This is a genomic window from Janthinobacterium darwini, from assembly GCF_051380905.1.
Taxonomy (GTDB): Bacteria; Pseudomonadota; Gammaproteobacteria; order Burkholderiales; family Burkholderiaceae_D; genus Janthinobacterium.
This window is the reverse complement of record NZ_JBNYXX010000005.1, coordinates 233,021-257,877: the sequence shown is the minus strand read 5'-3', so window position 1 is coordinate 257,877 and position 24,857 is coordinate 233,021. Positions and strand designations below refer to the sequence as shown.

General features: G+C 63.0%; 22 protein-coding genes and 2 tRNA genes. 11 read left to right on the top strand and 13 right to left on the bottom strand.

Annotation, left to right across the window (positions count from 1 at the left end):
• The first annotated feature begins 6 nt into the window (after positions 1 to 6).
• Entirely contained in the window at positions 7 to 480 is a 474-nt protein-coding gene (locus ACQ4WZ_RS24395; RefSeq protein ID WP_436574709.1) for a hypothetical protein, read from the top strand.
• Here ACQ4WZ_RS24395 and ACQ4WZ_RS24390 read toward each other — a convergent pair.
• From ACQ4WZ_RS24390 to dkgB, 9 genes are all read right to left on the bottom strand, one after another.
• Positions 431 to 1,606, bottom strand: coding sequence for a GGDEF domain-containing protein (locus tag ACQ4WZ_RS24390; protein ID WP_101483750.1), 1,176 nt, complete (start codon positions 1,604 to 1,606; stop codon positions 431 to 433). The genes ACQ4WZ_RS24395 and ACQ4WZ_RS24390 overlap by 50 nt on opposite strands.
• A 215-nt stretch (positions 1,607 to 1,821) precedes the next feature.
• The gene (locus ACQ4WZ_RS24385; protein ID WP_436574708.1) at positions 1,822 to 3,720 is read right to left on the bottom strand and encodes a M61 family metallopeptidase; all 1,899 of its coding nucleotides are present in this window, start codon (positions 3,718 to 3,720) and stop codon (positions 1,822 to 1,824) included.
• A gap of 48 nt (positions 3,721 to 3,768) precedes the next feature.
• Positions 3,769 to 4,347, bottom strand: a complete 579-nt coding sequence (locus ACQ4WZ_RS24380; protein WP_101484845.1) for a nucleotidyltransferase family protein — start codon at positions 4,345 to 4,347, stop codon at positions 3,769 to 3,771.
• Between the two features lie 13 nt (positions 4,348 to 4,360).
• On the bottom strand, positions 4,361 to 6,625 hold the full coding sequence (locus ACQ4WZ_RS24375; RefSeq protein WP_436574707.1) for a xanthine dehydrogenase family protein molybdopterin-binding subunit: 2,265 nt from the start codon (positions 6,623 to 6,625) through the stop codon (positions 4,361 to 4,363).
• 10 nt (positions 6,626 to 6,635) lie between these two features.
• A complete protein-coding gene (locus ACQ4WZ_RS24370; protein WP_034753534.1) occupies positions 6,636 to 7,094 on the bottom strand; it encodes a (2Fe-2S)-binding protein in 459 nt (152 codons plus the stop codon).
• Between the two features lie 132 nt (positions 7,095 to 7,226).
• Entirely contained in the window at positions 7,227 to 7,943 is a 717-nt protein-coding gene (locus tag ACQ4WZ_RS24365) for a DsbC family protein (RefSeq protein WP_101483748.1), read from the bottom strand.
• 149 nt (positions 7,944 to 8,092) lie between these two features.
• Positions 8,093 to 9,325, bottom strand: a complete 1,233-nt coding sequence (locus ACQ4WZ_RS24360) for an FAD-dependent monooxygenase (RefSeq protein WP_436574706.1) — start codon at positions 9,323 to 9,325, stop codon at positions 8,093 to 8,095.
• A gap of 66 nt (positions 9,326 to 9,391) precedes the next feature.
• Complete coding sequence (locus tag ACQ4WZ_RS24355; RefSeq protein WP_436574705.1) at positions 9,392 to 10,327, bottom strand: LLM class oxidoreductase; 936 nt, start codon at positions 10,325 to 10,327, stop codon at positions 9,392 to 9,394.
• 7 nt (positions 10,328 to 10,334) lie between these two features.
• Positions 10,335 to 11,159: a 2,5-didehydrogluconate reductase DkgB gene (gene dkgB, locus ACQ4WZ_RS24350; protein ID WP_101483745.1), complete on the bottom strand. Its 825-nt coding sequence runs from the start codon at positions 11,157 to 11,159 to the stop codon at positions 10,335 to 10,337.
• Between the two features lie 186 nt (positions 11,160 to 11,345).
• On the opposite strand from dkgB, the gene ACQ4WZ_RS24345 reads away from it, so the two are divergent.
• Positions 11,346 to 11,421, top strand: a tRNA-Phe gene (locus ACQ4WZ_RS24345).
• Positions 11,422 to 11,534: 113 nt separating this feature from the next.
• Here the strand turns inward: ACQ4WZ_RS24345 and ACQ4WZ_RS24340 are convergent.
• The 3 genes from ACQ4WZ_RS24340 to ACQ4WZ_RS24330 form a co-directional block, all read right to left on the bottom strand.
• Positions 11,535 to 12,884, bottom strand: coding sequence for a DASH family cryptochrome (locus ACQ4WZ_RS24340; protein ID WP_436574704.1), 1,350 nt, complete (start codon positions 12,882 to 12,884; stop codon positions 11,535 to 11,537).
• Positions 12,881 to 13,024, bottom strand: coding sequence for a DUF2256 domain-containing protein (locus ACQ4WZ_RS24335; protein ID WP_306821383.1), 144 nt, complete (start codon positions 13,022 to 13,024; stop codon positions 12,881 to 12,883). Before ACQ4WZ_RS24335 ends, ACQ4WZ_RS24340 begins: the two co-directional genes overlap by 4 nt.
• A 252-nt stretch (positions 13,025 to 13,276) precedes the next feature.
• Positions 13,277 to 13,816, bottom strand: a complete 540-nt coding sequence (locus tag ACQ4WZ_RS24330) for a DUF2058 domain-containing protein (RefSeq protein WP_010393404.1) — start codon at positions 13,814 to 13,816, stop codon at positions 13,277 to 13,279.
• A gap of 266 nt (positions 13,817 to 14,082) precedes the next feature.
• Between ACQ4WZ_RS24330 and ACQ4WZ_RS24325 the strand changes: the two genes are divergently transcribed.
• The 5 genes from ACQ4WZ_RS24325 (at position 14,083) to ACQ4WZ_RS24305 (ending at position 20,399) form a co-directional block, all read left to right on the top strand.
• Complete coding sequence (locus ACQ4WZ_RS24325; protein WP_101483743.1) at positions 14,083 to 14,388, top strand: PsiF family protein; 306 nt, start codon at positions 14,083 to 14,085, stop codon at positions 14,386 to 14,388.
• 90 nt (positions 14,389 to 14,478) lie between these two features.
• Positions 14,479 to 14,889 carry an energy transducer TonB gene (locus tag ACQ4WZ_RS24320; protein ID WP_101483742.1) on the top strand — a complete coding sequence of 137 codons (411 nt, stop codon included), beginning with the start codon at positions 14,479 to 14,481 and terminating at the stop codon, positions 14,887 to 14,889.
• A gap of 86 nt (positions 14,890 to 14,975) precedes the next feature.
• Positions 14,976 to 17,267, top strand: a complete 2,292-nt coding sequence (locus tag ACQ4WZ_RS24315) for a putative bifunctional diguanylate cyclase/phosphodiesterase (RefSeq protein WP_436574703.1) — start codon at positions 14,976 to 14,978, stop codon at positions 17,265 to 17,267.
• 104 nt (positions 17,268 to 17,371) lie between these two features.
• Positions 17,372 to 19,789: a S9 family peptidase gene (locus ACQ4WZ_RS24310; protein ID WP_436574702.1), complete on the top strand. Its 2,418-nt coding sequence runs from the start codon at positions 17,372 to 17,374 to the stop codon at positions 19,787 to 19,789.
• Positions 19,790 to 19,961: 172 nt separating this feature from the next.
• Entirely contained in the window at positions 19,962 to 20,399 is a 438-nt protein-coding gene (locus tag ACQ4WZ_RS24305) for a hypothetical protein (RefSeq protein ID WP_436574701.1), read from the top strand.
• A gap of 42 nt (positions 20,400 to 20,441) precedes the next feature.
• Here the strand turns inward: ACQ4WZ_RS24305 and ACQ4WZ_RS24300 are convergent, their stop codons facing one another.
• Positions 20,442 to 21,212 carry a hypothetical protein gene (locus tag ACQ4WZ_RS24300; RefSeq protein WP_436574700.1) on the bottom strand — a complete coding sequence of 257 codons (771 nt, stop codon included), beginning with the start codon at positions 21,210 to 21,212 and terminating at the stop codon, positions 20,442 to 20,444.
• Between the two features lie 117 nt (positions 21,213 to 21,329).
• Between ACQ4WZ_RS24300 and ACQ4WZ_RS24295 the strand changes: the two genes are divergently transcribed.
• The 4 genes from ACQ4WZ_RS24295 to ACQ4WZ_RS24280 all read left to right on the top strand — a co-directional run bounded on the left by ACQ4WZ_RS24295 (position 21,330) and on the right by ACQ4WZ_RS24280 (position 24,840).
• Positions 21,330 to 21,405: transfer RNA gene (locus ACQ4WZ_RS24295), tRNA-Phe, on the top strand.
• A 279-nt stretch (positions 21,406 to 21,684) separates the two neighbouring features.
• Positions 21,685 to 22,044: a hypothetical protein gene (locus ACQ4WZ_RS24290; protein WP_101483738.1), complete on the top strand. Its 360-nt coding sequence runs from the start codon at positions 21,685 to 21,687 to the stop codon at positions 22,042 to 22,044.
• Between the two features lie 123 nt (positions 22,045 to 22,167).
• Positions 22,168 to 24,522, top strand: a complete 2,355-nt coding sequence (locus tag ACQ4WZ_RS24285; RefSeq protein WP_436574699.1) for an acyl-CoA dehydrogenase — start codon at positions 22,168 to 22,170, stop codon at positions 24,520 to 24,522.
• A gap of 66 nt (positions 24,523 to 24,588) precedes the next feature.
• On the top strand, positions 24,589 to 24,840 hold the full coding sequence (locus ACQ4WZ_RS24280) for a DUF1059 domain-containing protein (protein ID WP_436574698.1): 252 nt from the start codon (positions 24,589 to 24,591) through the stop codon (positions 24,838 to 24,840).
• Positions 24,841 to 24,857 lie beyond the last annotated feature (17 nt).

Sequence of the window (24,857 nt, the reverse complement as noted above, 5' to 3'; positions counted from 1 at the left end):
GCAGCCATGAGACACGCGATCATCGCCCTTGCCGCCACTGTCCTGCTGTCGGCTTGCCAGACTGCATCCCCTCCAGGGGAGCGCAGGCCCTCGCCATTGGAGCGCACGCCCCCTGGCACGCCAGCCGCGATACAGCTTGCCGCCAACATCGACGCCTACAAGTCGCTGGTGGCCCAGCAGATCATGGCGGCCAATGTGGAATACACATTCAGCGGGCGCCTGCCGCCCATGTTGCCGGCCATCGTCGTGCTCGACCTGAGCGTTGGCCCAGACGGCGCGCTGAAAAGCGTGCATGTACACCGTTCACGCGACAGCGAAGCATCGGCCGTGGCGCTGGCCGCCGTGCGGCGCGTGCAAACCCTCCTTCCGCCGGCCGCACACCTGATGCACAGCCGCGCCAAAACCTTCGATTTTTCCGAAACCTTCCTGTTCAACGAGCAGTACCGATTCCAGCTGCGGACATTGTCCGGTCCTCAGTAAACGCGGCAGCATCGAGCTCGATGCGGTCGCGTCCCCGCTCCTTGGCCAGGTACAGGGCCGCATCGGCGCGCGACAGCAATCCTTCCAGCCCCTCCACCACCGATGCCTGGCAAGCGACGCCAATGCTGACGGTACACGAAGGCAGTCCCGCATGACTGGACTCGCGCAGCAAGGTGCGAATGCGTTCGGCCACGCCCAAGGCATTATGCACAGGCATATCCGGCATCAGCACGACGAACTCCTCGCCGCCGAAACGCGCCACGCAATCCGATTCGCGCAGGGCGCCTCCGATGACGGTGGCCACATGCGCCAGCACCTGGTCACCCACCGCGTGACCGTAGCGGTCATTGATCGATTTGAAGTAATCGAGGTCGATGCTGAGCAGTGTCAGCGGTAAACGGCGGCGGCGCAGATTGCCTATCTCGCGGGCATAGGCATCGCCAAAACCGCGCCGGTTCAGCACCTGCGTCAATGGATCGTGGGTCGAGCGGCGCTCCAGTATCTGCTGCAGACGGCGCGTCGCCACCGTCATGAAGCCCACCGTCAGCAGCAGCGCCATGAAATTGGCGACCGCCAGATAGATGCCGGCCGGTGTGCTTGCCACCGCCAGGTTCACGCTGGCGCCGCCATGCAGCAACGCCGACACGCCGCGCGCCAGCACCACGACAGCTTGCAGCAGCATCAGCGCCCCAAAGAAAAAACTTGAGAAATGGCGCTCGCCATGGTGCCACACCAGTTGCACCTGGCGCGCATAAAACAGGAAGACCAGCAGGGAGAAGACCGCCACGCGCGCCGAGAAATCGGGGCGCGCCAGCAGCCACCAGCTATTGCCGGCGATGGCCAGGGCAAGTATCAGCCAATAAGCGCGGCGGCTGGGCGCCAGGCCAAAGAATTTCTCCGTGCCCAGCATCGACAGGCCGATGCCGGCCACCAGCGCCGCATTGGCCGCGATCATGGACAATTCAGGCGGCAGCACCTCGCGGGTGCCGAACAGCAGGGACGCGCACACCAGCAACAGCAAACCGGCCGCCCAATGCCCAAGGCCATGCACCTCGCGCCGGAAGCTGTGATAGACCGAGAACATGACGATGCACATCGCCCCGCACATCAGGGTCGTCATCAACATAATCGTTCGTGGATCGAGGGTTTGCACGTTGGGCGCGATCTAAAAGAGACAGTGCGGCAATTTTAGTTTAGTTAAAGAAAAATTAGTTCATTTGCAGGAAATATGATGGCAACCCGGCAGTGTCGGCAGGTGAATTACATTTGAGGAAATATATCCTGAAAGAAAAAACCGGCCAGTAAAGGCCGGTTTTCTGTCTTACTGCACGACAAACACCATCATGCCGCGCTAGGACGCTTCGGTCCCGTGGCTTTCTTTGGCGCCGGCAGCAACGCCAGGCTGACACCCGGCACGCGGTCGCCTTGCAGCACGGCCGCAAACGTCATCAGCTCGTCGCGGCGGAAAGCGTGGATCGCCACCCTGGCACCGACGGCATAACGACCCAGCAAAGTGTCCAGGTTGGCCGGGTTGCCCGTCACGCGCAAGCCATCGACAGCCACCAGCACGTCGCCGGCAGACAGACCAGCCAGGTGGGCGGCACCGCCCTGGTGCACCTGCGCCAGCCTGGCATCGTTGCCGTCGCGGCCCAGGTTGACGTCCAGGCTGGCTTTTTCGGCCTTGCGCGCGTCGCTGTATTTCACGCCGAATGGCGCCAGCAGGCGCGCCAGTGGCACGTCGTCCGTGCCGCGGATGTAGCGCTCGAAGAACGGTTTCATGCGCGTGCCGGAAACCTCATCGAACAGGGCTTCGACTTCAGCCGGCGTCACGCCGCGCGCTTTGCCCTTGTAGAAATCGCGGCCATAGCGCTGCCACAGTGCCTGCATCACGTCGTCCAGCGATTTTTCGCCGTTCGTCTTGGCGCGGATCGTCAGGTCGAATGCCAGCGCGATCAGCGAACCCTTGGTGTAGTAGCTGACGATGGCGTTCGGCGCGTTTTCATCCTGGCGGTAGTACTTGCCCCAGGCGTCGAAGCTGGAATCGGCCACGCTTTGCTTGGTGCGGCCGCTGCCGCGCAGCACGCTGTTGACGGTTTTCCCGAGCAATTTGAAATAGGCTGCCTCGTCGATCAGGCCCGCGCGCACCAGCATCAGGTCATCGTAATAACTGGTGAAACCCTCGAAGAGCCACAGCAGCGGCGAGTAGCTCTCCGCCTGCAGGTTATACGGCGCAAAGGCAGCCGGCTTGATGCGCTTGACGTTCCAGGTATGGAAGTACTCGTGGCTGCACAGGCCCAGGAATTTCAGGTAGCCGTCGCCGATCTCGGTGCTGTTTGAAGCCGTCGTCGGCAGGTCGGCGCGTGCGCAGATCAGCGCCGTCGAGGCGCGATGTTCCAGGCCGCCGTAACCGTCGCCGACGGCCATGGTCATGAACACATAGCGGTCCATCGGCGCTTTTTTGGTTTTCGGCTCGAAGAAGGCGATCTGCGTTTCGCAGATGGCTTTCAGGTCGCGGCACAGACGGTCCAGGTCCAGGTTCGGCACCTTGCCCGTGACGACGATATCGTGGGGCACCCCATGCGCGTTGAAGGTGGCCAGCGCGAAGTCGCCCATCTCCACCGGGTGGTCGATCAGCTCATCGTAGTTGGCCGCCTGGTAGCTGCCGAAGCCATAGCGTTTCGCTTTGAGTTCCGGCAGGGTGGTGGCGACTCTCCAGGTCTTGCAGGCCGCATCCTTCGGCTGCACGATGTGCACTTCATGGGCGTCGGATTCCTGGCCCAGCACGCGCAGGAACACGCTGGTACCGTTGAAGAAGCCATGATTCTGGTCCAGGTGAGCGGCGCGCACGGACAAATCCCAAGCGTAGACGTCATATTCGACCGTCAGGGCGCCCTGGCAAGGCGCGGCTTGCCACGAGTGCTTGTCCAGCTTGGTCAGCGCGACTGCCTTGCCCCCGGACTCGGCGCGGATGCTGACGATGTTGCGCGAAAATTCGCGGATCATGTAGCTGCCCGGGATCCAGGCCGGCAGGGACAAGACCTGGCCGATGGCGGCCGGTGACTTGACTGTCAACGTCACTTTGAACATGTGGCCCGCCAGATCAAGGGCGGCGATGCTGTAGATGATGCCGGCGGCCGGTGTGGTTTTCACTGCGGTTTTCGCCGCGGCTTTGCTTGTGGCTTTGCCGCTCGCCTTGGCTCCTGCCTTGGCGATGCTTTTTTTAATTGGAGCTTTTTTCATGTTTTCCTCGTGTCTGGCTTGTCTTCCCGGGAGCGCCACTGCCCCGCCTTACAAATCGTCAGGTGTATCAATATCGCGCAAGATGCCGCTGTCGTCCACTGTCACTTCGCATACGGCATGGCTGTTGACGATGCTGCGCGCGCCCTGGTCGCCATCGAGCGCCAGCAGCAGCGGCAAGTGAAAGGCACTGAACGCGACAGGATTGCCGCGCCGCCCCTGAAAGACGGGCACGGCGATGTGTGCGCCATCGCCGATGGCTTGCGACAAGGCGGCGATTGTAGCCGCTTCCACACCAGGCATGTCGCCCAGGGCGATCAGCCAACCCGGCGCGCCGCGCACGTAATCGATGGCGCAGGTGAGCGAGGCCGCCATGCCCGTGTCGGCATCATGGCAAACGCGCACCTCGCAGCCCAGCGCACCAAGTGCGCGCGCCACCTGCGTGTCGTCGGCGCGCACCACGGCCAGCACGCGCGGCAAGGCCGCCAGCATGGACTTTGCGGCCGCCACCACCACCGGCAAGCCAGCATGCGGGCCTTCCGTCAAAGGCTGCAATAATTTGTTCTGTGCGCCGGAAGGGTCGAACCTGCGCCCCCTTCCGGCTGCCAGCAGGATGCCGACCGTACTCAAAAAACTGCTACCGTCATGCGGCCGCCAGATCAAACGGCAGCTTGCGCAGGCGCTTGCCCGTCAGGGCGAACAACGCATTGGCGAAAGCGGGCGCCAGCGGCGGCACGCCGGGTTCACCCATGCCCGTCGGCGCGTCGCCCGACGGTACCAGATGCACCTCGATCACCGGCATGTCGGGCATGCGCGGCACCGGATAGTCGCCGAAGTTCTGCTGCTCCACCAAGCCATCCTTGAGCGTGATGGCCGCGCCGGGAATGGTCATGCCCAGCGCCATCAGCGCGGCACCCTGCACTTGCGCCTCGATCGTCAGGGGGTTGACGGCCAGGTTGCAATGCACGCCCGCCCATACCTGGTGCAGCTTGGGCGCGCCCTCGACCACCGACGCCGTCACCACGTAGGCGACCACGGAATTGAACGATTCATGCATGGCCACGCCCCAGGCCTGTCCCTTCGGCAGCCTCTTCCTGCCATAACCGGACTTGGCTACGGCCAGGTCCAGCGCGGCGATGTGGCGCGTATGCTTGGCGTCGATCAGCTGCTTGCGGTAGGCGACGGGGTCCATCTTCGCCACGTGCGCCGCTTCATCGATCAGCGTTTCCATGACAAAGGCCGTATGCGTCGAGCCGACGGAACGCCACCACAGCACGGGCACGTTCGCCTTGGCCGTGTGCACGGACAGCTTCATCGGCAGGGTGTACGGTTCGCCCATGCCTTCGACCATGGTGCCGTCGACGCCATTTTTCACCATGAAGGCTTCGAACGGCGTGCCGGCCATGATGGACTGGCCCACGATGGTGTGGTCCCAGGCGAGTATCTTGCCTTTGGCGTCGAGGCCGATCTGCGCGCGGTGCACATGCGACGGCCGGTAGTAGCCGCCCTTGATGTCGTCCTCGCGGCTCCACATCAGCTTCAATGGACCGCTCTTGCCCGCCGCGCGATAAGCCTTGGCGACGTTGACGGCTTCGACCACGTAATCGGAAGATGGCACGGCACGCCGGCCGAAGCCGCCGCCCGCCATCATCGTGTGCAAGGTCACCTGCTCCGGTTTCAGGCCAGAGGTGGCAGCAATCGCCGCCTGGTCGCCCGTCTGGAATTGCGAGCCCACCCACATCGTGCATTTGTCGGCCTGCAGGTCGACGACGCAATTGAGCGGTTCCATCGGCGCATGTGCCAGGTAAGGGAATTCATAGACGGCCTCGATCTTTTTCGGCGCGGAGGCCAACTTGCCCATGTCGGCAGGTTTGGCGACAGTACCCGGCGTTTTGGCCAGCGCCTTGAAGGCCGCCAGTTGCTGGACGCTGCTGACTTTTTCCACGGCGCTCGAATCCCACTCGATCACCAGCGCGTCGCGCCCTTGTTTGGCGGGCCAGTAGCCGTCGGCGATGACGGCCACGCCGCTACCTCCACGGTCGGTCTTTACTTCCAGTACTTCCAGCACGCCCTTGATGGCTTTGGCCTTGCTGGCGTCAAATTTCGCCACTTTCGCGCCAAACACGGGCGGGCGGGCCACCATGGCCACTTTCGCGCCAGGCGGCTTGAAGTCGATGCCGAACTGCTGCTTTCCTGTGGACTTGGCAGCCGCGTCGAGCCGTTTCACGGGTTTGCCGATGATGGAAAAGTCGCGCGGGTCCTTCAGCATGACGCTGGCAGGTACGGGTTGGCGCATGGCCGCGTCGGCAAACTCGCCATATGTCGCCTTTTGCCCGCCGGGGCCATACAGCACGCCTTTCGCGGCACGCACCTGGTCGGGACTGACTTTCCACTGTGCGGCGGCGGCGCCTACCAGCATGGCGCGCGCCTTGGCGCCAATTTCGCGGTACTGCGTGAACGAATGGGCGATGCTGCCGGAGCCTCCCGTCATCTGCATGCCGTAGGCGGCATCCTTGTACTGTTCGCCGGCTGGCGCCAGCGCGCCATGCACCAGGCTCCAGTCGGCGTCGAGTTCCTCGGCGATCAGCATGGGCAAGCTCGTTTGCACGCCCTGGCCAAATTCCAGGCGGTTCACCTGTACTGTCACCATATTATCGGGGGCGATGTGCAAAAAGGCGTTCGGCGCGTACGCGGGCTTGGCGGATGCAGCATCGGCCGCCTGTGCCAGTTTCCCTGCGCCGGGCAGGAAAAAGCCCAGCATCAAGCCGCCGCCCGCCACCGCGCCGGCTTTCATGAAACCACGCCGCGACACACCATCTGCAAGCGCCACCGGGGCCGATGCCAGCGCCGCGCCCAGGGTCACCCCGCCATGCTGCAATGCTTCCTGATTCAACCATTCGATACGCATGTCTCTCTCCTCAGGCCAGGGTCTTGGCCGCGTCCTTGATGGCTGCGCGGATCCGTTGATAGGTGCCGCAGCGGCAGATATTGCCGCTCATGGCGCCGTCAATGTCGGCATCGCTGGGTGCCTTGTTGGTGCGCAGCAGCGCTGTGGCGCTCATCACCTGGCCGCTTTGACAGTAGCCGCATTGCGGCACGTCGTGGCGCACCCACGCCGCCTGCACCGCTTTGCCCACCTGGTCGTTTTCCATCGCTTCGATGGTAGTGATCTTTTGCGCGCCGACCGAGGAAATCGGCGTGATACACGAGCGGATAGGCTGGCCGTCAAGGTGCACCGTGCAGGCGCCGCACAGGGCCGCGCCGCAACCGAATTTGGTGCCCGTCATGTTCAGGTTATCGCGCAGCGCCCACAGAATGGGCGTGGAAGGATCGGCATCGACCTGCGTGTCTCGTCCGTTGATATTCAAGGTAATCATCTGCTGCTTCCCCTTTTTTGGATTGTTATGGCGTCTACAAACAACACTTGATAATACGACAGCGGAAAAAAGTGCAAAAAAAAGCGCGCCTTGCGAGGGCGCGCCGTCCAGCCTTCCTGGCGACAGCCCGGATTACTTAATGGTCGAGAATTTCTGTTCCAGCGTTTTCGCATCGACTGCGCCCGGAATGCGGCTGCCGTCGGCAAAGAAGATGGCAGGCGTGCCCGAGACGCGCAATTGCTGGCCCAGGGCCAGGATTTTCTCATGCGGGTTGGCGCAATTGGCAGCGACCGTGGCTGGCGCCTTGCCGTTCAGCATCCAGTCGTCCCAGGCCTTGTTGCGGTCCGGCGCGCACCACACGTTGCGCGACTTGACGATGGAGTCCGGTGACAGGATGTTGTACATGAAGGTGTAGACGGTGACGTTGTCGATTTCCTTCAGCGCGTTCTGGCGGAAACGCTTGCAATAACCACAGTTCGGATCTTCGAACACGGCGATCACGCGCTTGCCATTGCCCTTGACGGATTTCATGGCCGAATCGAGCGGCAGGTCGGAGAACTTGATGCGGTTGACTTCGTCCAGGCGCACCTTGGTCAGGTCTTGCGATGTCTTGGCGTCGAAGACGTGGCCTACAAACAGGTATTGCGCGGCTTTGTCCGTGTACAGGATATCGCCACCCGTGCGCACTTCGTACAGGCCTCCATACGGGGTTTCCTTGACCGAATCAACCTTGGCGCCTTCGCCCAGGCGCGGTTCGATCAGCTTTTTAATGCTCGCTTCCGTAGGCGTTTCCGCGCCGGCGCACGACATCATCAGGCCCGAGGCCAGCACTAATGCGATTCTACTCATTTTTATCACTATCACTTCTCCACTTGAAACGCCTGGCGGAACTGGCCTCTGGCCTGGCGCAACTATCTTCTTAACAAAACGAGCGCCGCAGACCAGCTGCGGCGACCTTGAATTTTCACTGCTTCCATTATCCAGCGATATCTTAAGACTTAATGATGTCCCAACGCGTGAGAAATCATTTTTCGCTTCAGGGCAGGTAATTTATCCAGCAAGTTTAATCCCAAATTGCGAACCACGCGCAACGGCTCAAGATCGGCGCCGAACAAACGCGCCAGGCCATCGGTCGCCAGCTGCATCAGCAGCACGTCTTCCTTGCGCGCGCGGGCATAGCGGGCCAGCACGCGCTCGTCGCCGATGCCGCGGTGCGCCTCGCGTTCGCTGATCGTCGTGACCAGCTGCGCCACGTCGGCAAAGCCAAGGTTCATGCCGTGGCCGGCCATCGGGTGCACCACGTGGGCGGCATCGCCTACCAGGGCCACGCGTGGCGCCACCATGGCGTGCGGGCGCATAAGGGTCAGTGGAAACGCGCGCACCAGTTCCGGCTGCAAAGGTATCAGCTTGCCCAGCTTGTCGTGGCAATACGCGGCCAGGCGCTCGGCCAGGGCGTCGGCCGATTCGCTCATCAAGGTATCGGCCAGCGCATCGGGCGCCGACCAGACCAGCGAAACGCGGTCCCCCGGCAGCGGCAGCAGCGCGACGATGCCTTCGCTGCCGGTAAACCATTGGTGGGCCGCGCCATGGTGCGGCTTTTCGCAGGCGAAGTTGCTGACCACGCCGCGCTGGCCATACGAGCGGTAATCGAGACCGATGTCGCACTGGCCCCGCACCCACGATTGGGCGCCGTCCGCGCCCACCACCAGCGCGCAGGTGATGGTGTCGCCGCCATCGAGGTGCACGATGGCCGTATCATTCGTCCATTCCAGGCGGCTGGCGCGGCCCTGCACCACATTAACGTTAGGTGCGAATTTCAGCGCGGCGTCCAGCGCCTGGCCCAGGTTGCGGTCCTCGACGATCCACGCCAGCGTGCCCACATGGGCGCCGTAAGCGTCGAAACCGAGTCCGCCCGCCTGCGCACCGTCGCCGTTGACCAGCATGGCATCGATGGGCGCCACCCTGTCGGCCGCCAAAGCGCCCCACACCTTCAGCGACGACAACAACTGGTGCGCCGTGTGATTGAGCGCATACACGCGTACATCCCAGCTGGCTTCGACCGGCTTGACGGTGGGTGCCGGAGGGCTCACCGGGGATAATAGGGTGACGCTTTGTCCTGCCTGGGCAAACGCCAGCGCCGTGGTTTTCGCGATGGCGCCGTCGCCGACGATGCAAACGTCGCTGTGGCTATGCATGAAGCGCCGCATGGTGGGGGGAGTGGGACTGTTCATACGGCCATTATAGCGTTTGCCCCACCCTTTTCAGATAGTCCGGAAGTACAGGACGCGTGCCCCAGATCAAGCGGCTCGATGAAATACAGGCAGCACGTGGTCCGCGATCTCCTGCAAGGTCTCGGCCAGCGGGCGGCGGTTCTGCCGCAGTTGCAGGCCGATATGCCGCACGCCGGCCTCGCGCATCGCGTGCAGCTCCGCGATCAGGCCATCACGCCCCGTGCGCCCGCCAAAGCGGAAACGCTGCAGCGGCATGGCGGGATCTTCGTCCAGGTCCAGGTGGATGAAGCTGACATACGGCTTGTCGCCACCGGCCACGGCGCGCCATTGTGCCGAACGGCGCGCATGGTCGTCGGGCGTCCCCGGATAGGCGAGCCAGCCATCCATTTGTTCACCGATCCAGGCGGGCGACTGCTGCGCCAGCCCTGCCACCAGCAGCGGCAAGCGCGCGGCTGGCCTAGGCAACAGGCGGATGCCGGACGGCAGGCGCGTTACGCCCCAGTCGCGCAGCATGGCCACCTGCTCGCGGAAGGCGGCGCCGCGCTGGTCGAAGTTGCGGCCAAACACGGGATACTCGACGGGCCGGTCGCCGCTGGCCACGCCCAACAGCAGGCGCCCGCCGCTCAACTGGTCGACGCTGGCCGCCGCCTTCAAGGTCAATACGGGTTCGCGCAGCGGCAACACCACGGCGGCCGTGCCCAGCAAGATGTTCTCGGTGATGCCAGCCAGGTAGCCGAGGTAGGTAAACACCTCGAAGACCTGGGCCGCGTCGCCGAACGAGGGGTCATACAGGGGCACGTCGCGCAGCCACAGGGCCCTGAAACCCAGGCGGTCGGCCAGCTGCGCCAGCGCCGCGTGCTGCTTCATGTCAGGCTCGCCCGGCACGCGGACGGACGCCGCATTCGCCTGGCGCCCCGTGGACGACCAGTCATTATCAAGCGGCAGTTCCAGGCCGATACTCAATCCGCCGCCCTGCCCCAGCTTGTTCATCGCAGTCATCATCTTCTCCTCAATCCCACTGCGGCGCCAGGCCGTCAGGGTTGGCCAGGCGCTCGCCACGCTCCAGGGTTGCCATCTGCGCCATCTCGTCCGGCGACAGGGTAATGCGCTGGAAATGCAGGTTTGCTTCCAGGTTGGCGCGTTTGGTCGACGACGGGATCACGGCAAAGCCCTGCTGCAGCGACCAGCTCAGTGCCACTTGCGCTGGCGTCACGCCGTGTTTGGCGGCGATGGCCGCAATCACGGGGTCCATCACCACCTTGCCATACGCAAGCGGCATATAGGCCGTCATGTGGATGCCCTGGCTGCGCGCGAAATCGATGACGGTGCGGTTTTGCAGAAACGGGTGGATCTCGACCTGCTGCGTGGCGATTTGCCCGGCGCCCACGGTAGCGATGGCTTGCCGCAGCTGCGCGTTGGTGAAATTCGATACGCCGATGGCCCTGGTCAGCCCTTGCGCCTTGGCTTCCAGCAGCGCCGCCATGTAGTCGGCGACGGGAATCGCGTCCTGCGGCGACGGCCAATGGATCAGGGTCAGGTCCAGCTGCTCCAGTTGCAGCTTGTGCAGGCTGTCTTTTAAACTTGGAATGAGTTTGTCGCGCTGCAGATTGTCGATCCATATCTTGGTGGTGACGAACAGTTCGTCGCGCGGGACGGGACTGGCGGCAATCGCCTGGCCCACTTCGGCTTCATTGCCGTAGATTTGCGCCGTATCGATATGGCGGTAGCCGACATCCAGGCCCGTGGCGACGGAATCGATGACGACCTGCCCCTGCAGGCGGAAAGTGCCCAGGCCGATGGCGGGGATGGCGGTGCGATTGGTAGTGGCGTTCATGCGGTAGTCCTCTCAAATCAGTAACGATGAGCACACTATGCACCGTTCTTTTGTTGAGAAAAATACCGCTTACCTCAAATAATATTTGATCCACAGGCAAGTAAAGACCTGCCGCTGCAAGAAATCCGGGAAAAGTCACAGCCGGCTCTTGCATTCCCGTTTTGGTCTGCTATAATTCGCCACCTTGGCCTGGTAGCTCAGTCGGTAGAGCAGAGGATTGAAAATCCTTGTGTCGGTGGTTCGATTCCGCCCCGGGCCACCAAGAATTCGTTCACGCAACGCCCACTCATGTTAGTGGGCGTTGTCGTTTCCGGGGTGTGCAGTCCTTGGCGCCGGTTCATTTCCGGCGCAAAAGCTGCGCCCCGTTGACATCCCTCACTTCAGCTCGACCTGCGCCGTGCCTTGCGTCGCCCAGAGGCGCCGATAGGCCCCGTCTGGATCATGGTCAAGCATTTGCTTTTGCAGGTTGAACCGTCGCCCATTGCGCGGGTCGGCTCCTCGGCCGGCAACGTACAGCCAGTTACCCTGATTGCTGTAAACGTCGTAGTCGATCAGTTGCGCTTCAAACCAGGCAGCGCCGGCGCGCCAATCGCAGCCCAGATCGTGCACCAGGTAACTGGCAACAATTTGACGCAGCCGGTTGGAGAGATAACCGGTGGCACTGAGCTCGGCCATGCCCGCATTGACAAGCGGCTCACTGGTGCGGGCTTGGCACCATGCTTCGAATCGATGCGCATCGTGACTGGGCTGGCCCAGGCTGCTCAAGCCTTGCGCCCGGTACAGCGCGCCCCCATGCTGCAGATGCAGAAAGCGGAAATAGTCGCGCCACATCAATTCAAACCAGATCCAGTATGTGCTGTCGTTGGCGCCGTGCTCTGCTTCAAATTGCCTGAGCGCGGCGCACACCACGCGCGCGGATAGTGCGCCGCAGGCTAGCCATGGAGAAAATTTGGTGGAGTAGTCCACGCCGGTCAAACCATTGCGTGTGAGCTTGTAGGTGTGCGCCAGCTCGCCACCGAAATACTGGCGCAGATGTGCAGCGGCGGCACTCGGGCCACCGTAAAAAGCCGGTAGCGCGTACGGGAACGACGACCGTGCGGTGGCAAGATGCGCGTCCTGGAGCACGTCCGGCACCACAGCCCAGGTTTCAGCCAGTGCTTCGAAGTCCGGCGGCAAGGGCGGAATCGTCGTCGGCCGCGCGAGCGGGGCCGACGGCGCCACCTGCTCTCGCTCTACGAGTATGCGGAAGTTGGTGAATACCTCAGGCAAGGCAGCGCACGGAAACGGCAGCGCGACCGGATCGAGCAAGCTCGATTGCCACAGCGCTTCAACTGTCAGGCCTGCAGCACGCAGTGCGGCAAGGTCGCCCTGCTCTTCTGGCGCGGCAATCTCCTCGCAATGGATAGTCGTCGCGCCGATGGAGTGCGCCAGTGCCAACAACACCTGGGCGGGGTCGCCCTCGACCTCCAGCAACTGACTGCCGTACGCCCCCAGCTGCGTCGCCAAGTCCGCCAGGCCCGAGCGGAGAAAATGCTGGCGATGCGGGCTGGTGCGCGGCACATTCCAGCGCGTCGCGACCGGCGCGCTGCGATGGCAATACACAAACAACAGATGGCCGGCGCGTTGGCAGGCCTGGCGCAAAGCCGGATTATCCTCGAGCCGCAAATCATTGCGGAACCAGTAAATATGCGTTTGTGCCGACCTTGCGGCGGGGTCGGTATTCATGTCTGACGCTTGCTATCCTGGCGACAGCGATCTGAACAGTATTTCACCTCGTCCCAGACCTTTTCCCATTTTTTACGCCATGCAAACGACAACTGGCATTGCTGACAGCGTTTGGTCGGAAGGTCAGATTTTTTTCGCATACGCATGTTGATCACTCTGGCTAACGTAGAACGAAGGACGAAGGACGTAGGGTGTCACAGGAGGCAACCGAAGCAGAAACCGGCCGCCACTGGGCGGCCTGACGGCCAGCACGATCGAGGATGCCACATTCTGGCGGTGCCACAATCTTACGCAAAAAACGGATCTGGCGCTGTTATAAGCGCCGTCCTGAACGAGCCATTTCCGGCCTGCTCGCTACATCAGCCGACGCACCTGGCGCCGGGCAATCCGCTTTACCACATCAAATCATCAGGAATCTGGAACGCCGCATACGGATCGTCCTCGTCCACTTCGGTGCTGGCCTGTTTTACACGTACGACGATGGCCGGATCGCGTTCGGCGATCTTGTCGGCGATGATGCGCGGCACCAGCTCCACGGCACCGCCCAGGCAGACGATCACCAGGCGGCCCGCCACCAGGTGGGCTTGCACGGCAGCCGTCACATAGATGCGCTCGATTTTGTTGTTAAAAGTAAAGTTGTACGGCAGCTCGCCGTGGTTGCCCTTGCTTTGGCGGTTCTTTTGCACCATTTGCGCGATCTGCGCCACGATGGCCTTCTGGTTGGCGGCCGCGTCGCGCTGGGCGTTCAGTTCACGCGCGCGTTCCGCGTTCTTGCGCTGCGTCTCGAGCGCGGCCAGGCGCACCTCGTCGACACTTTGCGTGCCGCTCTTGCGCTCGTCCTTTTTTTGCTTGCTCTTGTCCTGGTTGGCCAGCTTGACCTTCTTCTTGTCGACCAGGCCGGCCTTTAAAAACTGCTCTTGCAACGAGACCATAACTACTCCGTATTGAGGGTGCGCCAGCCGAGACTGCGGCATCGGCCGGTGGAAAGACGTTAGCATAGCAAAAAACAGGGCCGCTGCCGCCGCAGAATGACTGGCCGGGCCTGCCAGTCGACGCCTGGCGCCCGGCAGTAACAAAAAGACACACTCGATTGGAAATTTTGTTGATAAATGTCATATAGTTAGTTACGTTCTGTATATCGGCAGTGAGCTGCCGATTGCCTGTCCCCTTCCATCGTCTGCGTCTACAAGGATTTGCCATGAAACAATTAATCGCCCTCTGCATCGCTGCCGCGTTTGCCAGCACCGCCTTTGCCGCCGCACCGGAAGCGGCCCCCGCCGCCAAGACGGCGCAACAGTCGAAAATGACCACCTGCAATGCCGATGCCGCAGGCAAGAAAGGCGATGAGCGTAAATCCTTCATGAAGGAATGCCTGAGCGCCAAGCCGGCGCCGGCCATGACGCAGCAAACCAAGATGAAAACGTGCAATGCCGACGCCAAGGACATGAAGGGCGACGCGCGCAAGGCTTTCATGAAAGAATGCCTGAGCGCACCCAAGAAATAAGCGCCGGTTCGAAGCGCCAGTGTGCGCTTCACCCCACAGCGCCAGCCGAAAGGCTGGCTTTTTTTTGTTCCCAACGCCTGGAGTTCCCTCTTGCCCTATCGCCTGTCCCCTTCCACTGCCGGCAGCCTGCTGGCCGCCACCTGCCTCGCCATTCTCTTGCCAGGCTGTCACACAAGCACGCCGGCGCCCATTTCGACACCGGCCGTGCGCGTGCCAGCCAGCATGCCGGCCGCTTGCACCCAGCCAGCCTGGCCCCCGGGCGAGAAACGTCGCGGCGCCCAAGGCAGAGTGACCTTGCACTTCACGGTAGAAGCAGACGGCAAGGTCAGCAAAGCGGCTGTCATCCGCTCCAGCGGCTATCCCGCTCTCGACCAGGCGGCCCGCGATGCGCTGGGCAAGTGCGTCTTCCAGCCTGAAACGCTGGACGGCAAGCCCGTCGCCAGCAAGGTCATCATGCCCTACCAATGGATCAATGAATCCGTCGACAACGCTGAACGCTGAACGCCGGCAATCATGATGAATGATCAAGATGACATGAGGAAAGATAGCGCGTAGTATTTAATCAACCTACTGCTCAGTACGGTTACATGGCATTCTGGAGAAAGGACGGCAGCGTGGTGGCGTCGAACGATCTCGCGCATTGGCGCGGCCAGGTCTTTAAGCGCCTGCTGCAGGTGGTTCTGCTGCTTGGCTTCGTGACGGCCATTCCCAGCGCGCTGCTGGCCGCGAGCGAATCCATCTGGTCCATTGTCGCCCTCGACCTGCTGGCCATCGGCTGGGTCGGCGTCATCTGGCATCTGCGCGCCATGTCCTACCGCTGGCGCGTGTGGCAGTTCCTGATCGTCGCCTACCTGGTGGGCGTGGGCCTGCTGCTGAAAATCGGCCCCGTCAGCCAGATCTACATGATGCTCATGCCCGTACTGGCGGCACTGCTGCTGGGCATGCGGCCAGCCCTGTCAACCTTGGCCCTGACGTCTCTGACCATCTTTTTCCTGGGCCTGTATCCCGACGTCGCCCTGCATTTGCCGGGCACGCCTGATTCTCCCGCGCTGCGCGCGCTGATCGTGGCCCTGAATTTCCTGTTCATCGCCGCCGTGCTGACCCTGTCCTGCGCCTTCCTGCTGCGCCACCTGGAAGACAGCAGCAAGGCCCTGTCGCAACGCAACGCCGAGCTGCGCTTGACGGCCACGGCGCTGGCCCGCCTGAATGACATGGTGATGATCGCCGAAGTGCTGGACGGCCCGCCCGGCCCCGGCGCGGTGCCGGCCACGCGCATCATCTTCGTCAACGACGCCTTCACGCGCAGCAGCGGCTATACGCGTGCCGAGGTGCTGGGCCGCAGCCTGCTGTTCCAGCAGGGCCCCGCCACCGATGCGCACGAACTGGCCCGCGTCGCCGCCGCCATGGCCAGCGCCCAGCCGGCCAGGGCGGAGTTACTGAACTACAACAAGGCCGGCAAGGCGTACTGGGTCGAAGCGGAACTGGTGCCGTTTACGGATGCGGACGGCAGGCAGACGCACTGGGTGGCTGTCGAGCGCGAAATTGACGAGCGCAAGAAATCGGAAGCGGACATCCACCGCCTGGCCTTCTACGACGTGCTGACGGGCCTTCCCAACCGGCGCCTGCTGATGGACCGCATCGCCCACCTGCTGGCCGCCGCGCCGCGCGACAATAAAATCAGCGCGCTGATGTTCATCGACCTCGACCACTTCAAACACATCAACGACGCGCGCGGCCACGCCACCGGCGACGCGCTGCTGCGCCTGGCCGGTGAACGACTGGCGCAGCTGATGCGCAAAGCCGACACGGTGGCGCGCATCGGCGGTGACGAATTCGTCGTGCTGCTGGCGCACCTGGCCAATGACCTGGACTGCGCCGCCCGCGCGGCAGCCCAGGTGGCCGAGAAAATCCGCGCCGCCATCGCGCGCGACTTCGATATCGAGGGGCAGTCCTATCATTGCAGCGCCAGCATCGGCGTGACCCTGCTGCCAAAAACGGGCCAACAGGCGCACGACCTGCTGCGCGAAGCCGACATCGCCATGTACCGCTCCAAAGCGGAAGGGCGCAACGGCATCGCCTTCTTTGAAGCGGCCATGCAGGCAGGCGTGGAACGGCGCCTGACCCTGGAACGGGCGCTGGCGCGCGCCCTCGATGAGCATGAATTATGCATGCACGTGCAGCCGCAGGTCGACCGCCAAGGCCGGGTGACGGGGGCCGAGCTGCTGATGCGCTGGCCACAGGCGGACGGCACGCATATCGGGCCGGGTGTCTTCATCCCCATCGCCGAGGAATCGGGACTGATCGTCAGGCTGGGGCACTGGGCCCTGCGCGAAGCGTGCCGCGCCGCCAGCCTGCTGGCGCAGGCGGGATCGCCCGTGGCGCTGTCGGTAAACGTGAGTCCGGCCCAATTTCGCCAGCCTGATTTCGCCGCCCGCGTGCAGGCGGCGCTGGCCGAGTACGGCACGCCGGCCGGCGCCCTGATCCTGGAATTGACGGAAGGCTTGCTGATCGACCAGCGCGACGCCTCGCTGGCGCGCATGCGCGAACTGGCGGCACTGGGCATCCGCTTTTCCATCGACGATTTCGGCACCGGCTATTCCAGCCTCGCCTACCTGACCTCGATGCCGCTGTACGAACTTAAAATCGACAAGCGCTTCATCGACGACACGCCGCGCGATGCGCGCGATACGGCCATCGTGCAAGCGATATTGGCCATGGCGCGCCATCTGAGCTTGCGCGTCGTGGCCGAAGGCGTGGAAACGCAGGAGCAGGCCGACTTCCTGGTCGCCCACGATTGCGATGGCTTGCAGGGCTACCTGTATGCGCGGCCCATGCCGCTCGATGACTTTCTCGCCTGGCTGGCCCAACATCAAGCTTAGCTTTCCGACATTTCCTGCACGAAACTCCTCCGCTAGAATACCGGCCTCATGGCCTGTACCTTCACCATCCCCTTTTATAATCTCGTCAAATAAAGCGATCCCCGATGCGTCTGGTTCTTCCCCTGTTGGCCCAACCCCTGCTGACACCTCTGCTACTGTCTCTGCTGGCCACCGCCCTGCCCGCCGCGCATGCGGCCCCATCCACTACCGCAGCACCCACGTCCATCACCCTGGACCAGGCCATGGCCGATCCCGACTGGATCGGCACACCCGTCGAAGCGGCGTGGTGGGGCTGGAATGGGCAGCTGTATTACAAGCAAAAACGCCTTGGTTCGCCTCTGCGCGACACCTATCAATTGCCAGGCGCGAACGCCAAGCTCAATAGCGGCAAGAAGGTTGCCGATGCGCAACTGGCGAACCTCGATGGCCAGCAGATGGTCGTCAACCGGGCCGGCACGCGCGCCATCCTGCTGCGCAATGGCGACTTGTTCGAGCGCGACCTGAAAAACGGCGCCTTGATCCAGATCACGCGCGGCGTCTCGGCCATCAGCGACCCGCAATACTCCGCCGACGGCAGCGCGGTGCAGTACCGTAGCGGCAGCGACTGGTTCAGCTGGAGCCGCGTTGACCGCCTGAGCGCGCCCGTCGCCCTGCTGCGCACAGCCAAGGACCCGGACGCCAAGCCGGAAGCGGACGCCCTGCGCGAGCTGCAACTGCGCCTGATCGTCAACCTGGCGCGCCAGAAGGAAGATCGCGACGCAAGCCGCGAGCGCCGCCACGAAGAGCGCCGCCTGGACGCCACGCGCGCGCCGGAACCGATTTACCTGGGCGAAAAAGTGACGATATCGGGCAGCGCCCTGTCGCCGGATGGCCGCTGGCTGCTGTTCGTCACGCAAGACAAGGCCGCCGAAAAAGGCAAGCTGGGCAAACTGGCCCGCTACGTCACGGAAACAGGCTACCCGGAAGCGGATGACGAGCGTACGCGCGTGGGCCGCAACATGCCCATCGCGCAAAGCCTGAAACTGGCCGACCTGCGCACGGGCCAGGTGCGCGAGATCGCTTTCGACAGCCTGCCCGGCATCGCCACCGATCCGCTGGGGGCCTTGCGCGCCGAACAGAAGCTGCCGCCACTGAAAGGCAACCGTCCCGTGCGCATCGACGCCCAGCGCGACGGCATCGCCTGGACCGATGACGGTTCGCGCGTGGCCGTGCGCGTGCGCGCCATCGACAACAAGGACCGCTGGATCGCCAACGTCGACCTGGCCAATGGCGCCCTCCTGCCCGTACACCGCATGAGCGACACGGCTTGGGTGAACCGCCGCGCCGACGAATTCGGCTGGCTGCCCGACAACGCCACCTTGTGGTATTTGTCCGAGGAAAGCGGCTACGCCCACCTGTACACAAAAACGGGCGCGGCTCCGGCGCGCGCGTTGACGCAAGGCAAATGGGAAGTGAGCGCCGTCGAGTGGAGCCGCGACGGCAAGACCGCCTACTTTATGTGCAACCCGCAGGCGCCCGGCACCTATGAAGTGTGCGCCAGCACGGCCAGGGAGGGCGGCGTGCGCGAAGTGACAAATTTGAAAGGCGTGGAAAACTTCGGCCTGTCGCCGGATAACGGCAAGCTGCTGCTGCGCTACTCGAACAGCTACCTGCCGGCCCAGCTGGCGACGATTTCCGTTGCAGGCGGCAAGGCGACTATCCTGACCGATACGCGCAGCGAGGCCTTCAAGGCGCGCAGCTGGGTCATGCCGGAACTGGTGCAAGTGCCATCCACGCATGGCGCGGCGCCCATCTGGGCCAAGCTGTACCGCCCTGCGCAACTGGAAGCGGGCAAGCGCTATCCCATCGTCATGTTCGCGCACGGCGCCGGCTACCTGCAGAACGTGACCGAGCGCTACCCTGTGTACTTCCGCGAACAGATGTTCCACAACCTGCTGGTGGAGCAAGGCTATATCGTGCTCGACGTCGACTACCGCGCCTCGATGGGCTACGGCAGCGCGTGGCGCACGGCCATCTACCGCCAGATGGGCCACCCGGAACTGGAAGATTTCCTCGACGGCGCCAACTGGCTGGCACAGCAGCACCAGGGGGACATCAAGAACGTGGGCATCTATGGCGGCAGCTATGGCGGCTTCATGAGCCTGATGGCCCTGATGCGCGCGCCGGACGTGTTCAAGTCCGGCGCAGCGCTGCGTCCCGTGACGGACTGGACTGCCTACAACCACGAGTACACGGCCAATATCCTGAACACGCCGGACATCGATCCGCAAGCGTACAAAATCTCCTCGCCGATCGAATACGCTGACAAACTGACGGGCAACCTCTTGATTGCCCATGGCATGATCGACGACAACGTGTTTTACCAGGATTCCGTGCGCCTGTCGCAGCGTTTGATCGAGCTCAAAAAGGATAACTGGGAAATGGCCAGCTACCCCATGGAGCGCCACGGCTTCGTGCAGCCCGAAGCGTGGTATGACGAGTACCGCAGGATTTATCAGCTGTTCCAGCGTACGCTGAAGTAAGTTTAACTGCCCGCTTTCATGCGGGCATTTTTATGTACGGCATCTTGACGTCAGTCAAACGGCAGGGGCCGCGGCGTCGTGTCGCTCGATGGCGGCAGGATCGGCAACAGCATGTGCGTCCAGCGTGCGAATCGCGCTTGCCATTCGGGCAAGCGTGGCACATGATGAAGGCATGCATATACCTACCTCCCCCATCCTGTTACCACTGCTGCGCGCCGCGTGCTCCTCCATCGTGCTGCTGGCCGCCAGTGCCTGTGGCAGCGCCCCCGCACAGGATGCGCCGCCCGCCCCCGGCAATGCCGGCTTGCTGGCGCAAATCCAGGCGGAAGTGGGCGCCGCCGCCTGCGACTCCACCCAGCAATGCCACACCATCGCCATCGGCGCCAAGGCCTGCGGCGGACCCGAGCGCTACCTGGCCTGGTCCAGCAAGGACTATGACGGCAAGACACTCAAGGCACTGGCCCAGGCGCAAGCCGAGGCCAGCCGCAAGCAGCAGCAGGCGGATGGCATGATGTCGACCTGCTCCATCGTCACGGACCCGGGCGCCACCTGCGAAGCGGGACGCTGCGTACTGCAAAAGAGCGTCATGGGCGGCAGCTCGGCGATGTAAAAAAAGCCACTGGATCAGCGGCTTGGGAGGTTTTGCAACGCTTCAGGATTGCAGCTGCAAGGTCTTGATAATTTTGCTTTCCACCTTCTCGCCCGCACCCGAGGTGGCGTTCTTGCTTTCCTTGCGCAGCAACAATAAATGGTCACCGCTGACGCCATACTGGCGCGTCTCATCCGTCTTTTGCGTAAAGCTGATGACGACAAAGGCGCGTCCGCTCACATCCACGTGGAAATGGCTGGCCAGCGGCGTGCCGTCTGCAGCGATCCACACCTCGATGCCGCCTTCGAACTTTTTCACATACTTGCGGTCTTTCTCAGGCACCTTGTCGAGCGACAGGGTAAAGCTGAGCAGGCGCGCCGGCTTGCCCTTGTAGCTATCCATTTTTTCGCCGCTGAACACGGCTTCCTCGATCTCGCGCGACAGGGCGTCCGCCGCCGACACCATGGAACGCAGCTCCGTCGCCTTCATTTCCCCCAGCGCAAAACCGATCGGCGTCTTGACCTTGGGATCCTTCACCTTGGCGCGCTGCTCGGCTTCCACTTTCGCCAGCAAATCCTTGCCGTAGAGCACCTGCAAGCCCGCCGACCCGCCGTCGACAGTCACCATGGCCTGACCGCTATCCTCTTCCGCCGCCTTGCCTTCGCCCTCGCGGCGCCAGGTTTTCGATTCCACCTGTGCCTTGATAGGCATCTGCCCCTGCAAGCGCGCCAGCGCCGCATTCAAATCGGCCAGCCCGTCGGCCCGCGCCGTACTGCAAAACAAACTGAACAAGCCCGCCACCGCCAAGCCTTGCACTCCAATACGTCGCTGCATCGTCGCATCCTTATGTCGCATATCGATGCCAAAACACTATGTTTTGGCCATCTGTTGCATTTGAACACAGCTAGCTCTGGTCAGGTGGAAAGTCTTTCTGCTATAATTCGCCGCCTTGGCCTGGTAGCTCAGTCGGTAGAGCAGAGGATTGAAAATCCTTGTGTCGGTGGTTCGATTCCGCCCCGGGCCACCAAGAATTCAGCAGAACTTATCAAAAACGCCACCTTCGGGTGGCGTTTTTGTTTGTCTTTGCACAAAACCACCATCGCGCCCACCGCTGTGTACGCAAACGTACGGACTGCAGCCGTCCAGGAGCACATGCTGCAGGCAGACCACTAATTCCCTTCCCGCCGTCCGCGCCATGCGCAACACGGCAGACGGGTCAACTGGTCATCTCTCCCCGCCATGCGAAACTCGCGCCCGACGCCGTCGAGCCGTTCCGTACATAACGGCACACTCCAAAGGATGCATCATGAAAACAACCCTGATATTGCTCGCGCTCGCCTCTACCCTCGCCTTGACCGCTTGCCAGCGCGAAGCGCCACCCGTCGTGCAAGTCGTCCCCGGCCCTGCCGGCGCGCCTGGTCCAGCCGGCGCAACGGGTGCCACGGGTGCCGAAGCTCCTGCCGGCGCAACCGGTGCGACCGGCGCCACTGGCCAGACCGGCGACAGCGGCGCCGCCGGATATGATGGCGCCAAGGGCGCCACTGGCGCAAAAGGCAACGATGGTGTTCAAGGCAACGATGGTGTCCAAGGCAACGACGGTGCCAAGGGCGACGACGGTGCCAAGGGCAAGACAGGCGACACGGTGATTGTCGTTCCACAACGCTAATACGCCTCACGCCACACACCACAACGCCAACCCATCCGGTTGGCGTTGTGCGTATGCGCAGTACCGCACAGTAACATCGTCCATATCGGCCTACCCTGTACTTATTACACAGGGAGATATCGCATGCTGACGATCGTACTGATGGTGGCCCTGCTGGGCCTGCTTGCACTGTTCGCGCCCGGCCCCGTGCGCCGCGCCCTGATTACCCCACACTTGCTGGCCCTGTTCAAGCGCATCTTGCCGAGCATGTCCGACACGGAACGCGACGCCCTTGAGGCGGGCACCACCTGGTGGGATGCCCAGCTGTTTTCCGGCCGGCCCGACTGGTCCAGGCTGCTGGCTTATGGCCGCGCCTCGCTCACTGCCGACGAGCGCCATTTTCTTGACCACGACGTCGAGCGGCTGTGCGAACTGGTCAACGACTGGGAAACGCAGCAGGCGCAGGATTTGCCGCCGCAAGCCTGGGCCTACATGAAGGCGCAAGGTTTCCTCGGCATGATCATCCCGAAACAATACGGCGGCAAGCAATTCTCCGCCTACATGCACTCGCAAGTTGTCATGAAATTGTCGAGCCGCTGCTCGGCGCTGGCCGTGACCGTGATGGTGCCCAATTCGCTGGGACCGGCCGAACTGCTGCTGCACTACGGCACCGAAGAACAAAAGGATTATTACCTGCCGCGATTGGCTTCCGGCACAGAGATTCCCTGCTTTGCACTGACCAGCCCGTATGCGGGTTCCGATGCGGCTGCCATTCCCGACCTTGGCATCGTGTGCATGGGCATGCATGAAGGGCGCGCCACTGTGGGTTTCCGCCTCAGCTGGAACAAGCGCTACATCACCCTGGCACCCGTGGCGACCTTGCTGGGGCTGGCATTCCAGACCAGCGACCCCGATCATTTGCTCTCCGACAACGATGCGCCGGGCATCACCTGCGCCCTGATCCCCGCCAGCCACGACGGCGTGGTGATCGGCCGCCGCCATCACCCCTTGAACGCCGCGTTCCAGAACGGCCCCACGTCCGGGAACGATGTCTTCATTCCCATCGACTGGGTCATCGGCGGCCAGGCGCAAGTGGGTAAAGGTTGGCGCATGCTGATGGAATGCCTGGCGGCCGGGCGCGCCATTTCCCTGCCCTCGTCCAGCGTGGGCATGGGCAAGATGGCCGTGCGCGGCACCGGCGCATATGCGGCCGTGCGGCGCCAGTTCAACATGGCTATCGGCAAATTCGAGGGGGTGCAGGAAGCGCTGGCCCGCATGGGCGCCAATCTGTACCTGATGGACGCGGCCCGCACCCTGGCTGCGCACGCCGTCGACCTGGGCGAAAAGCCGGCCGTCATTTCCGCCATCGTCAAATACCACGTCACGGAACGGGGACGCGCGCTCGTCAATGACGGCATGGACATCCTGGGCGGCAAGGGCATCTGCGTGGGGCCGGACAATTTCCTCGCCAGCGCCTACCAGCAAATCCCCATCGCGATTACCGTTGAGGGTGCCAACATCCTCACGCGCAGCCTGATCATCTTTGGCCAGGGCGCCATCCGCGCGCATCCATATGTACTCCGGGAAATGGCGGCCGTCAGCGAAAGCGATGGCCGCAAAGCCGTGCGCGATTTCGATGCAGCCTTCTTTGGCCACGTAGGCTTTGTGCTGGGCAACCTGGCCAGGGGATTGTGGTACGCACTGGGCGGCGCGCGCCTGGTGGCCGTGCCCGACGCCAGCGCACCCGTACTGGCTCCCTATTACCGCGCGCTGACGCGCATGTCGACGGCCTTTGCCGTCATGACGGATATGTCGATGTTCGTGCTCGGTGGCGAGCTCAAGCGCCGCGAGCGGCTGTCCGCCCGCCTGGGCGACGTGCTGGCGCAACTGTACCTGGCGTCGTCCGTGCTGAAGCGTTACGAGGACGATGGCCGTTTCGCCGCCGACCTGCCCTACGTGCACTGGTCGCTGCAAGATGCGCTGGTCAAGGCGCAGCAGGGCTTGACGGGCGTACTGGACAATTTTCCCGCGCGCGTGCTGGCAGTGTTGCTGCGCATGCTGCTCTTGCCCTTCGGCCTGCCCCATCTTCCGCCGTCCGACGAACTGGGCAGCGAGGTGGCGCTGGCCCTGCAAACGCCGGGCGCCGACCGCGAGCGCCTGCTGGCCGACGGCCATGTCGCCAGCGACACCGACGATACGCTGGCTTGCGCCGAACGGGCGCTGGCCTTGCTGCCCGACGTGCTGCACATCGAAAAACGCCTGAAAGACACGCCCGAAGGGGCGTCCCTCAGGCGCCTGCCGCAAAGCCTGTCTGCCATGCAACAGTGGCTGGCTGCGGCCAAGCCAGCAAACTTGGTCAGCTGCCAGGAGCACAATACCTTGCTGGAATATGCGCGCCTGGTCGATGGCTTGATACAGGTCAACGATTTCCCCGCCGATACGGCACAGCCCAGACACTTGCCTGCGCACAGGACGAATGCCAGCAGCCGCGTGGCCTAGGCCAGATTGCGGCCTATACTAAAAGGAGCGGGTACGGTACCCGCTCTTGGCAGAAAGGAGTCGATCATGACACGCAAATTCATCGATTGCCGGGAATTTCCAAGCGACACGCGTTGCTCGGTGGCCATCTCGGCCGACAGCGAGGAAGAGCTATTGGGAATTGCTGTGGAACACGCGGTTTCGGTACACCATCACCACGACACGCCGGAGCTGCGCCAGCAGCTGCGTCAATTGTTCAAGGACGGCATGCCGCCTGAACACCTGCCCATGGCGGGGCAGGCCGGCAGCAGCAGCGCCGCGCACACGCACACACATTAAGTCCGTGCCGGCCACGC